General features: G+C 36.4%; 11 protein-coding genes. 10 read left to right on the plus strand and 1 reads right to left on the minus strand.

All coding sequences use genetic code 11. The features are described 5' to 3' along the window. The first annotated feature begins 164 nt into the window (after window positions 1–164). From UFO1_RS01545 to UFO1_RS01590, 10 genes are all read left to right on the plus strand, one after another. Window positions 165–2,834 (plus strand): sigma-54-dependent transcriptional regulator, encoded by a 2,670-nt coding sequence (locus UFO1_RS01545; RefSeq protein WP_038667043.1) that lies wholly within the window; start codon window positions 165–167, stop codon window positions 2,832–2,834. A gap of 360 nt (window positions 2,835–3,194) precedes the next feature. Beyond that, a complete protein-coding gene (locus UFO1_RS01550; RefSeq protein ID WP_038674820.1) occupies window positions 3,195–3,617 on the plus strand; it encodes a PTS sugar transporter subunit IIA in 423 nt (140 codons plus the stop codon). Between the two features lie 16 nt (window positions 3,618–3,633). Next, on the plus strand, window positions 3,634–4,107 hold the full coding sequence (locus UFO1_RS01555) for a PTS sugar transporter subunit IIB (protein ID WP_038667046.1): 474 nt from the start codon (window positions 3,634–3,636) through the stop codon (window positions 4,105–4,107). Window positions 4,108–4,321: 214 nt separating this feature from the next. Beyond that, window positions 4,322–5,083, plus strand: a complete 762-nt coding sequence (locus UFO1_RS01560) for a PTS sugar transporter subunit IIC (protein WP_038667049.1) — start codon at window positions 4,322–4,324, stop codon at window positions 5,081–5,083. A gap of 26 nt (window positions 5,084–5,109) precedes the next feature. After that, window positions 5,110–5,925, plus strand: a complete 816-nt coding sequence (locus tag UFO1_RS01565; RefSeq protein ID WP_038667052.1) for a PTS system mannose/fructose/sorbose family transporter subunit IID — start codon at window positions 5,110–5,112, stop codon at window positions 5,923–5,925. A gap of 148 nt (window positions 5,926–6,073) precedes the next feature. Then, window positions 6,074–7,453: a sn-glycerol-1-phosphate dehydrogenase gene (locus tag UFO1_RS01570; protein WP_038667055.1), complete on the plus strand. Its 1,380-nt coding sequence runs from the start codon at window positions 6,074–6,076 to the stop codon at window positions 7,451–7,453. Window positions 7,454–7,567: 114 nt separating this feature from the next. Beyond that, window positions 7,568–8,422, plus strand: a complete 855-nt coding sequence (locus UFO1_RS01575) for a MurR/RpiR family transcriptional regulator (RefSeq protein WP_051788788.1) — start codon at window positions 7,568–7,570, stop codon at window positions 8,420–8,422. A 292-nt stretch (window positions 8,423–8,714) separates the two neighbouring features. Further along, entirely contained in the window at window positions 8,715–9,365 is a 651-nt protein-coding gene (locus UFO1_RS01580; protein ID WP_051788789.1) for a nucleoside recognition domain-containing protein, read from the plus strand. Between the two features lie 5 nt (window positions 9,366–9,370). Beyond that, window positions 9,371–9,823, plus strand: coding sequence for a YjiG family protein (locus UFO1_RS01585; RefSeq protein WP_038667058.1), 453 nt, complete (start codon window positions 9,371–9,373; stop codon window positions 9,821–9,823). 24 nt (window positions 9,824–9,847) lie between these two features. After that, entirely contained in the window at window positions 9,848–10,969 is a 1,122-nt protein-coding gene (locus UFO1_RS01590; RefSeq protein ID WP_038667061.1) for an amidohydrolase, read from the plus strand. A 97-nt stretch (window positions 10,970–11,066) separates the two neighbouring features. Here the strand turns inward: UFO1_RS01590 and UFO1_RS01595 are convergent, their stop codons facing one another. Next, window positions 11,067–11,879 (minus strand): helix-turn-helix domain-containing protein, encoded by an 813-nt coding sequence (locus UFO1_RS01595; protein ID WP_038667066.1) that lies wholly within the window; start codon window positions 11,877–11,879, stop codon window positions 11,067–11,069. Window positions 11,880–11,914 lie beyond the last annotated feature (35 nt).

Raw genomic sequence — 11,914 nt, forward strand, 5'->3', positions numbered from 1 at the left:
TCCATCGTAGAAAAAAGCTATGATGGAGGGTATTTTTTATGATTTTACGAATGACAGAGGGATTACAGAAAATGGTGTGGAATACAAATAAAGTTAATTATCTGATTATTTAGATGATTGCTGTACATCGTTATATGACAAATACCTTAACTGGAGGGGCTATATTGTTTAATGACAAAAGTAATGATCTAAATCATAAGTTAAATAGAAAAGATAAGGTGTATTTAGAATTAAGGAATCTCACCCAGACAGTTAATTTTAATGAAGCGAAATCGTTAGAGAAAATAGGCTTTGAAACAAATCATATAGCGAAACAGTTAACTATTACAAGGAATAATGTTAGTACAGCATTAAATACTCTTTTGTCTGAGGGGAAAGTCATTAAGATTTTAGGCAAACCTGTTCGTTACCTTGATAGAATCTGTCTAGAATCGAATACAAATATAATGATAAAAAATCCAATCATTAATAGCACTGATGAGTTTAAGAAGCTGATACGAAAAGTGCCCTTGTTTTCCAAGCTAGAAGAAGAAACTTTTTCTTGTAATAAGAATGAAATACATAATCTAATTGAAAATCATACAAAACCGAAGAGTGATATTTTTGAAAATATAGTTGGTGCTGGTGATGACTTAAAAGTACAGGTAAAGCAGGCGCGGGCCGCCATACTATATCCGCCCAATGGTCTACATACCTTGCTAATAGGCCCTACGGGAATTGGGAAAACTACGTTTGCTGAAATTATGTATCGGTACGCTATAGAGATAGGAAGATTGCAGACTAACGCTCCTTATGTGATATTTAATTGCGCTGATTATGCTGAAAATTTACAGCTTTTAGTATCACATCTTTTTGGCAATGCAAAAGGTGCTTTTACGGGTGCTGATACAGAAAAGAAAGGATTAGTTGATCAAGCAAACGGCGGAATACTTTTTCTCGATGAAGTACATCGCTTACCACCTGAAGGGCAGGAAATGCTATTTTCACTAATGGATCGAGGCAGCTATCGCCGGTTAGGAGAATCTGAAAATACACGAAAGGCAAATATACTTATTATTGCTGCGACGACAGAAGATCCAAAGGAAGCTATCCTTGGTACCCTTTTGCGAAGAATCCCGGTCATTATTATGTTTCCTAGTTTAGCTGAACGCTCATTGAAAGGGAGAATGACCCTTATTTGTCAGTTCTTTAGGGAAGAGTCCGTTAAAGTAAAGATACCGGTAACCGTATCAAAAGAAGTATTAAAAATACTGCTGATTTACAAATGTCCAGGGAATATAGGCCAATTAAAAAATGATATTCAGCTTATGTGTGCCAATGCATTTGTAGAATATGTCACGGAGCAACATAATTACGTACATGTAAAATTATCTCAGCTTTCTCCAAGATTAAAGGAAGGTTTTTTTACAATTGATAATAAAAGACAGGAGATAGCCAAAGTCTTTAATCTAAATGATTTTGAATCCATCACTTTTAATGGAGTCAATGAAGATTTAAATGAAAATCTAAATAATGTACTTCTTTATGATGAATATAAAACAGAAGAAGATTTTTATGATTTAATTCTAGAAAGTGCCCAAAAGTTTTTAGAAAAAGGTCTTTCAATCAGCGAGATTAGAGAAAGGATAAATAAACAAATCCAAAATCGATTTCAGGATTCTTTTGCTGCCGGAAAGGACAAAAGTTTACTGTTAGAGAAAGAAATTCTCTCTAAAATTGTAACTCCAGAAATCGTAAAGATTATTGAAGAATCCTTGGCTGAATCAGTAGACTTAATAGGATTGTCTTTTGACACTAAGGTGATATATAGTCTTGCTTTACACATGGAAACTTTAATTGAACGGTTACGTTTAGGGCAGATTTCCATACATCCCAATATTAAAAAAATTTACCAAGAACATCAACAGGAATATGCCGTTGCAGAAAAGATAAAGAATAAGCTGGAAGAAAAATTGTTCCTGACTATTCCTGATGATGAAGTAGCCTTTACTGCCATGTTGTTATACTCCTTAAATATAAAGAAAAGTGATGAAAATATTGAGGTATTAGTTATCACTCATGGCTATGCTACAGCTACGAATATGGTTCAAGTTGCTCAAACTCTCTTAGGTTATGAGTGTATTCACGCCTTAGACATGCCTTTAGAAGAAAAGGTAGAAGTGATATTGGAAAAGGCAATTGAAATGGTCAAAAAAATCAATAAGGGGCGTGGTGTGCTATTATTAGTTGATATGGGATCCCTTACCACATTTTCCGAAATAATTTCTGAAAGAACTGGTATTCCTACTAGAACAGTTAAGATGGTTAGTACGCCTATGGTCATCGAGGCAGCTAGAAAGGCTATGATGCCTACGATAAGTCTTGATCAGTTAGTTGAAAGTGTAAACGGGATGAGTCCTTTAATTGCTGGAAGAATTAAAGTCGATAACTCACCAGTTGAAATTGGCTATTCATCTATCATCTACCAAGAACGGGCAATTGCCATGTTAGAGGAAATTCTCACCTTTTTAAATGTGAAAAAGGCATCAAAATTGCTATGCGAAGTGCTAGAGCAAATTTTACATGCCTGTGATGGTATGATAGATGAAAGTATTAAAATTAAGTTTTTATTTCATTGTTCCTGCATGATTGAAAGAATCATACGAAATGAACCCTTGCCATATAATAATTTCTTGCAGGTACAAGAAACCAAGGCGTCTTTGTTTAGGCTGATTAAATCGAAGTTCATCTTAATTGAGGAAGTGTTTGGAATCAATATTCCTAATACGGAGTTAGCCTATATTGTTGAAATGATCGATACTCATATTAATATAATATCCATAATGGAAAATTAAAAGGAGTCCAAGAGGGGTATCACTCTTGGACTCCTTTCTTTACGGAATCAGAAAGTATAACACTTTCTTGATTCCAAGTAAGAACGACTAAGGCTCTGCCTGCGTCCGAGGACTTGGCACAAGCCAAGTCTTTTCTTAATGTGTCTCAAATGTTGAGACACATATAAAGAAAAATGACTGAGACACATTTTAAGACACATAATTACGAAGGATTCATGTTGGTATTGAAAATTAATTTATATAGGAGAAGTCAGTCACAGCGGATAGATGTTGGTTGCAATGAACTATTTTACAGGTAGTGAGACACTTTGTTGGCATGGCAGTTGCAATATTATTTATACAAAAGAAAGGAGTGTTGTAATGATTGGGATTTTGCTAGTAACCCATGAAGATTTCGGCGAAGCAGCTTTGAGAACTGCGGAACTAATTTTGGGAAAACAAGAAGAGGCTTTCGCATTAGGTTGCCATCGTGGGGATAGTATTGAAGAGTTTTGTGAGAATGTAAAAGCATCTATAGAAAAATTAGATACAGGAAAGGGCGTTTTGGTGTTTGCAGATTTGTATGGCGCAAGCCCTTATAATATTGCGGCCAAAGCGAGCAACACAAGTAACAGTAAATTTAGATGCATTACTGGTTTTAGTTTGCCAATGGTGATAGAAGCTTTTAGCATGAGAGAAACCTGTGAATTAGAGGAGTTAACGGATAAATGCATGGAGACGGGGCCTTTGGGGATAAAAGAACTTTTCAAAGAAATAGAAATATTTGATGCGAAAAATAAGTAGGGGTGAGATAAATTTTATGTTAAACATTGTTCTTACTAGGATCGATGATCGATTGATACATGGGCAAGTGATTACAGCCTGGTCAAAAATTACAAAAGCAAACCGCATTATTGTTGTTGATGATGAAGTGGCAGAAGATTCTTTTATGGTAAAAGTTTTAAAAATGGCAGCACCTTCCTCTATAAAAGTAGAAATCTTTACGATTGCTGATGCTGCAGTGGCTTTAGGAGGAGAAGATATAGGCGAAAAAGTGATTATTTTAGTTAAGACACCTAAGACGGTACTTGGCCTTGTAAAGGCTGGGGTTAGTATAAAAGAACTAAATCTTGGTGGTATGGGAGCAACACAAGGAAGAAAGCAACTTTATAGAAATATTTCAATTTCAACGGAAGAGAAAGAAATATTTAAAGAACTTCTAACTCTTGGAGTAAATGTTTTTGTACAAATTGTTCCCGATGCAACTAAAATGCCTATGGCAACATTAATTTAGAAATGACAAGTTTCATGAGAGGATGGCAATAATCTCATGTTTCCCAGGTTATCCTCAATGGATGTTCATTTTATGGGTGGATAAAATTGTTCTTCAATTAGGTACTTTTATGAATTACATATACACCGCCAAGGTCCACTGTTAGTAGATTGATTTCCAATGAATATGGGGAAGATGGGCTTTATAAATAAAGAATAAAAGGGAGGACAAGAGTATGCATATATCTTTTTTTCAGGCGGCGTTAATTGGTGCATTTTATTATCTTTCATGGAGTCCTTGGTTTACGTATGTTGGTTTTTTCACTTTTAATAGACCATTAGTAGCTGGATTTATTACTGGTATCATATTAGGGCAACCCTTAGAGGGAGCATTAATCGGCGCAGGAATTAATGTGATTTATTTAGGATTTATATCGGCTGGGGGAGCTCAAATGGGCGATCCTTCCTTCGCAGGATATGTTGGTACGGCCCTTGCTTTAGTATCACATTTAGATGTAACCACTGCCATGGCAATATCGGTACCCTTAGGAACCATCGCTACTGTTTTATGGATTGCGAAAATGACAGTTAACTCCTTCTTTGTTCATTGGGCTGATAAAGAAGTTGAAAAAGGCAATTTACGGAGATTGGCTTTTATCAACGTAGTGCCTCCTCAGATATTACTTTTTTTAGTCAGTTTTATTCCTGCGACATTGGTAGTGTATTATGGGCCAGATGCAGTATCTGGAATGCTAAGTGTTATGAGTCCGAGTGTGCTGCATGTGTTTACTGTAATTGGTGCTATGTTGCCAGCATTAGGCATTGCCATGAATTTAAAGTTAATTGGCAATACGTTTACAATGCCATTTTTCGTATTAGGTGTTATTTTATCAGTATATTTCAAGCAAGATATTTTGATTATCGCTATCATGGGCATTGTATTAGCATTAACAGTAACGTCGCTCAAAGCATCTAGTGGAAAGGATGTCAATGCTTAAATAAAATTGAAGGAGGGAATTAAAGAATGGAAGTTACAAAGACGTTAACGAAGAATGATGTACTTAAATCTTGGTTTAGGTGGTATATGTTTGCTCAATCCAACTATAATTATGAGAGAATGCAAGCTACAGCCTTTGCACATTCCATGTTACCAGTTATAGAAAAACTGTATCCTGATAAAGAGGATGCCAAGGCTGCAGTTCAGAGGCATTTATCTTTTTTTAACACGGAACCAGTATGTGGTGCCGTTATTCATGGGATTACTATAGCGATGGAAGAAGAAAAAGCAAATGGTAAACCGATTACTGATGGAGCTTTTAATGGTATTAAAACAGGATTAATGGGCCCATTAGCAGGTATTGGAGATACATTAACCCAAGGAATTATTACCCCAATTATGCTTGCAATTTGTATCGGGATTACCAATAATCAAAACCTTGCGGGGCCCATCATATTTTTAATCGCTCAATTCACAATTATGACTACGATCCAGTTAACAATGTGGATGAATGGTTATACCTATGGAAAGAAAGCGGTAGAGCAAATTCTTGAAGGCGGTACAATTAATAAGGTTATCGAAGGAGCATCCATTCTTGGAACTCTTGTTATGGGCGGACTCGTGGGACGATTTATTCCGCTACAAACCTTAATAAGTTTTGATGTGGGGCAAGTGAAGTTTAATTTGCAAACAGACTTACTTGATAAACTTATGCCAGGATTAATCCCGCTTGCATTAACTTTAATTGTACTTTCTATGGTTAAAAAAGGTGTATCCCCGATAAAATTAATGGGTGTTCTGATAGCCTTAGGTGCGATTACAGGAATTTTAGGTATCTTTTAATAGGAAAGTATCCTCGATTTCGTATTGATAAAAGTTTGATTGCCCAGAAGTGAAGTAACTTAGTTACTCGTTTCTGGGCAATACAATGAATTGACTAAGAATATTTACTTTAGGGTAAAGATTGAAATCTTATGAGGGAGTGGTAAGTATGAATGTAACAATAAATAATGTTGCTATGTTAGATATAAAAGATTTTCTAGGTGATGAAATAAAATGCGAATGCAAAAAACTTCATCATGTAGGTATTGATCGTATCATAATAGAAAAGGATGCTATTTCTAAACTACCTGAAATGTTAAGAGATTTTCAATTTAAAAAGGCATTAGTGGTTGCAGACCTTCACACCTATGAAGTAGCTGGCAAAGTTGTAGAATCAGTCTTAGGGGAAGAAAAATTTTCATACAAAACATTTATATTTCAAGAGCTAGAAGAGTTAGTCCCTGATGAAGCGGCAGTAGGCAAACTATTAATTCAAGTAGAAAAAGATATTGATGTAATTGTTACCATCGGTACAGGTACACTCAATGATTTAGCTAAGTTTGTTAGTCATAAAGTTGGTATTCCAACTATTATTGTAGCGACGGCTCCCTCCATGGACGGCTTTGCCTCTACAGGTGCGGCCTTAATTGTCGATAATCTTAAAACCTCTTTTGAATGTGTATGTCCCAAAGGAATCATAGGAGATATTACTATATTAAAACAAGCACCGATGAATATGATCATAGCTGGTTTTGGTGATATCGTGGGAAAATATTCGGCTTTGACAGATTGGAAATTAGGCAAAGTTATTAATGATGAATATTACTGCGATGTAGTTGTAAAAATGGTTACTGACTCCATGGCAAAATGTATAAATAACATCGAGGGCATTAAAACAAGAGAAGAGATTGCTATTAAAAACTTGATGGAAGCCTTGGTAGTAACAGGGATTGCTATGAGTTTTGTCGGCAATTCAAGACCAGCATCAGGCTCAGAACATCATTTAGCACATTATTGGGAAATGATGTTTTTATTTGAACATAAAAAGGCAGTACTCCATGGTACAAAGGTAGGTATTGGAACCATTATTACAGCCAAACTTAGTGAACTGGTAGCCCAATCAAATATTAACTTTGCAGAAGCTATTGCGAAAGCCAATTCATTTGATCAAAGCCAATGGCAAGAAAATGTTATGAGGCTCTACCAGAAGGCTGCTGCGGAAATCATTCATATCAATGAAAAAGAGGAGAGAAACTCCATAAGTAAAAGATTAGCAAGAATCAATCGCATTCAAGAAAATATCGATGAGATTATCGATGTTTTTAAAAGTGTACCTTCCGCCAAAGAAATTAAATCAATTCTTAAACATGCTGGTGGGCCAATTCACCCAAGGGAAGTTGGAATTGATGAGCACCATGTAGTCAATGGCATTCTTATGGCTAAAGAAGTGCGGACAAGGTATACAATCCTTAACTTCTTATCGGATCTTGATCTGTTAGAGAAGTTTGCTTATGAGGTGAGTGAGGATTTAAAGAAGGAAGAGGCATAGCCTTAACTACAAATTAGATAGGTCTTCTACTTGTAACATGCAGGTATTTTAAATAAAATGTTGAACTCATCAGAAGATAGTATTGGTATAAATAACTTAGAAAATGAGTGAAATATGAATAAAAATGATGTGCTTCAATATTTAAAAAATAATTATGACCAATTAACTGGCAGTCAAAAAATAATAGGGAAATATGTATTAGATAACTATAGAGAAGTGGCTTTTCTATCTGCCATAGAATTAGGAGAAAAAGTAGGGGTAAGTGATGCCACGATTATAAGATTTGCCAAATCGATTGGTTTTACTGGTTTTGCAGAGTTTAGAAGTAACATTAGAGATGGGATAAAAAATTTCGATTTACCTCATAAACGGCTTTCTAAGAATTTAGAGATTATTAATGATAAAAATAATCTTACTATGCAAGTTGGTAAAAAGGATTTAAAAAATCTTGAAGAATTTTTATTACATTTTGATGTTGAAAAAATAAAACAAGCAACTGACGCTATATGTAGGGCGGATACAATATATTTGGTAGGGATAGGATCTTCTGGTGTTCTGGTAGACTTTTTAGCATTGCATTTTAGAAGAATGGGATTTAAGGTTATGGCAGTTAGTGAAGGCGGAGTTGTGAATGTTGAAAAAATAATGTCCATTGCCGCAAAAGATTTATTAATTGCTTGTAGTTTTCCAAGGTATTCAAAGCCTACTTATCATGCTATAAATTTTGCAAAAAAAAGAGGGGCTAAAGTGATTACTATTACGGATAGTAACTTTTCAACTGTTAGTATTAATAGTGATATTGTGTTTTCCTTACCAATCGAGAATGCAACTTTTTTTAACTCATACATAGTCCCCATGGAATTATGTAATATGTTGATAATCAGCATATTAGAGAATGATAAGGAACGGATATATTCTAGTTTAGAAGAAAACATACAGAGTTTAGAAATTTTTGATTTACGGTTATGATTTAATAACTCATCTTTTAAAAAGAGATGAGTTTTTTTTATTTTTTTAATTGAAAAAGCAGGATTTTAGTATCTATGTAGTGAAAGAAAGCATTATTAAATAAAATGTAGTGATTGCAAACAAAAGTAAAATATAGATATAGAATGAAGCTTGGCAATGGCGCCTGAGTTTATTACTCGGGATGCCTTTTTTTATATAAAAAAAGGTAGGGGTGAAAGGAGGAAGTAAGAGAAAGTTACGTTTTCGGATTGTAGTTAGATGGTAATCGTAATAAGAATAGGAGGAGTAATAGGTGGATAAGCAACAAGAAACAATAAAAAAACTAGAAACGTATGTACCGACATCAGGATATGTAGTCTTAGGTTTTGCTCTAATCATATTTTCAGGAATTTTTGCTGGTACCCATGGCTGGATTTCTGTAATGGATTTTGATACTCTGTGTGGGAAATTTGGAACTATGAAGGACGCAAGCAAAGCAACTTTTGCTGGGATGGGAGGAAGTGGTGCTAAAGATGGTTTTTTATTTGCCCTTGGTCTTCTTCCCAGTGTGATGCTAGCCATGGGAATTATTGAAGTTGTTGAACAGTATGGTGGTCTTAAGGCGGCACAAAAATTACTCTCGCCGATTCTTCGTCCCTTATTAGGCATTCCCGGAATTACCGGCATCGCTTTGGTCTCCAGTCTTCAAAGTACAGACGCAGGAGCAGGGATGACTCGGGTATTGTACGATACTGGTGAAATTACAGAAAAAGAAAAATTGATTTTTTCGGCTTTTCAATTTACTGCAGGCGGTACAATTACGAATTACTTAAGTTCCGGCTCCGCTTTATTTGGATTTCTTACTGTGCCCATGTCAATACCCTTGGTCGTTCTGTTTGTAATGAAAATTTTTGGGGCGAATACAATGCGGCTATATGTAAAAAGGTTTTGTAAGGAGGAGTAAGGATTATGAACGATAAAACAGTAATTGATGTTTTTGTTGATGGCGCAAAAAAAGGTTGGCACGTGGGCATTAATAATATCATTCCTAATGTATTAATGGCCTATGTTTGTATTCAAATATTAACAATTACAGGGCTGCTGGATTTACTAGGAAATTTGTTTGCTCCTGTTATGGCTGTTTTCGGGTTGCCAGGTCAGGCTGTTATGGTGCTAATTAGTGCTCTTATGTCAATGGGTGGCGCGGTTGGTGTAGCTCATGCTCTCTATACCAAAGGAGTTTTAACTGGAACCCATATTACTATTTTAATTCCGGCAATTTACTTAATGGGTTCCAAAATTCAATACTTAGGCCGCTTGTTAGGTACGGTGGGTGTAAATCCTAAATATTATCCAATCATGCTGGGGATTTCAGTTTGTAATGCGATGATTTCCATGTTGATTATGAAAATATTAGCTTAAAATAAAGAGATTGAAGGTGTTATTATGACAGATTTGACAAATCGAGTAAACGAAGTGTGGAGTTTTTTGCATACTATACCTGAAGTAGGGTTTGAAGAATTTAAAACGTCTGCCTATTTGGCAGAGGCGTTGGGCAAGGCTGGTTATGTTGTGAAAACTGGAATTGGTGGAACGGGTGTAATTGGTATGTTGGATAGTGGATACCCAGGACCGACTGTAGCTTTACGTGCAGATATGGATGCATTAGCGCATACCATTGATAAACAAGAATGTGCGATCCATTCCTGTGGGCATGATGCACATGCAGCAATGGTGTTGACAGTGGCAGAAGCTATAGCCAGAAAGGGTATTAATAAGGGGAAATTGAAAATTTTCTTTCAGCCAGCTGAAGAAAAGCTATTTGGTGCACTCCGAACCATTGAGGATGGCGTTATTGATGATGTAGATATTCTGTTAGGAATACATTTGCGACCAATCCAAGAAGCTAAACTAGATCAGGCGACTCCAGCATTGTATCATGGCGCGAGTTATATAATGGAGGCTGAAATTCAAGGTGAAGCTTGTCATGGGGCTAGGCCACACCTAGGGATAAATGCTATTGACGGAGCTGCGGCAGTTGTCAATGCAATTAATGCGATTCATGTCAATCCAGTAATCCCATCAACGGTTAAAGTTACTAAACTTCAGGCGGGTGGTGCGGCTCTTAACGCGATTCCTGACAAGGCACATATGGCATTTGATTTGCGTGCGCAAAACAATGTTATTATGAAAGAATTGCAAGACAAGGTTAGCCGGGCAATTGAAGGTGGTGCCGCTACCGTTGGTGCCAGTGCTGATATTAAACTCGTTGGCGGTTGTCCAGCGGCTGAGTACAATGATGAGATTATTGCATTAGCCAAGGAAGCGATTGCGGCTGTACTAGGAGAGCAAGGATTGCTTGAACCAATTACGACCCCAGGTGGAGAAGACTTTCACTTTTTTGTCAAACATAAACCAAGTTTAAAAACTGGCTACATAGGTTTGGGAGCTGATTTAACCCCTGGCTTACATAGTCCAGCTATGGCATTTGACCAGAGAGCACTCTTAAATGGGGTAAATATCTTAATTTATATGATGAATCAGTTGGTTGGTATAGCTGCTGAGTAAAAGTTGCTGATATATCTCGTTTCTTTGAAAAATAAAGCACGCCTTTTGGCGTGCTTTATTTTTTCCCTTTAATCGCGTTAAATCACCCTGTATTTTTTTAAGAATAGATTCGCAGTGTACTAGGGGAGATACCTGTGCGTTTCTTAAAAAGTTTACTGAAATAATAAGGATCCGAGTAACCGACACAATCGGAGATTTCCGATATAGAGAAATTTGTAGTACATAATAATTCCTTCGCACGGTTTATACGCTGGGATATCAAATATTCATTGGGACTTATTCTCGCATGTTTTTGGAATAGATAGGCGAACTGCTTACTGCCAAGACCATACTGTTCAGCTAGTTTTGGTATGGTAATCTGTTCCATATAATGATTGTTCATATATTCCATCGCCTGTTCTACTAATCCCCGTCCGCTGTCGTTGCGTCGGTTTCCCGAGCAGGTTAGTACTTCATCCATGACATTGAAAAACAGTGATTTTGCCCGAAGGCCTTCTAGGCTTCCCGGTTTTGTGCAGGTCTGACAAAGTTTTTGTAGCATGTCATTAATTTGTGGACTGTAACCTGGTTCGAGCTCGTAATGAGATAATGCATAAGGAAAAAGATCCTTTTCATTATCAGGAATTTGATAGTGAATCAGCACAAATTCCCATTTAGATTCTCCAACAACTTCTTTATCTAGTGTCATGCTAGGCCCTGCATGGAAAAAACGTCCAGACTCCATTTCATAGGGTACACCATTAAAAGTCATTCTTGCCTTTCCTCTTACAGGGAAAACAATCCCCGAAGCCGGTGCAGTATAAGTGGCTAGACGCTTTTTACCAGGTTCTATTACAAATCTGCGTGCGTCGAGGATATTAAAGGATACCTTAGAAAAACCTTCTGCTATCTCATCAATATCAACCTTCATGTGCTGCGCCTCCATAAAATAATAAAATTTCACCT

The sequence above is a fragment of the Pelosinus sp. UFO1 genome (genome assembly GCF_000725345.1).
Taxonomy (GTDB): domain Bacteria; phylum Bacillota; class Negativicutes; order DSM-13327; family DSM-13327; genus Pelosinus.